At 75.6% G+C, this 349-nt stretch carries 1 protein-coding gene; it reads left to right on the plus strand.

What is annotated here, in order from left to right:
* On the plus strand, positions 1-185 hold a 185-nt coding region (locus CVV76_RS25555; protein WP_233193165.1), incomplete at its 5' end, for a hypothetical protein.
* Positions 186-349: the final 164 nt, after the last annotated feature.

Genomic DNA, 349 nt, shown 5'->3' on the forward strand with positions numbered 1-349 from the left:
GTCGCTTACGGGCCGCGAATGCCGCCGGGGCGGCGGAGGGCTGGACTGCCGGCTGTACCACTGGCCGCACCGCCGGCCGCCTGGTCGGCCACGACCGGGTTGCAGCCGGCGCCGGGATCCCGCAATCGGTGCCGCAGGTCAGCGCCCGGGAGCGGCGATTCGCCCGCCCGCGGGCGCCGCGATGAGGCGCCTTTGCCCGGAAACGAAGCTGCGCCCCGCCGGCGAGGAACAGGAAGCCAGGAGACACGCATGCGCCTGACGAAAACCTTGGCCAACCGCGCCCTGGCGGCGGGCCCGGTCCCTTTGATGGCCCGTTTGGCGGCCCCCCTGACGGCCCCGGTCCTGGCCC

The organism is Acidimangrovimonas sediminis (assembly GCF_002871005.1).
GTDB classification, from domain to species: Bacteria; Pseudomonadota; Alphaproteobacteria; order Rhodobacterales; family Rhodobacteraceae; genus Acidimangrovimonas; species Acidimangrovimonas sediminis.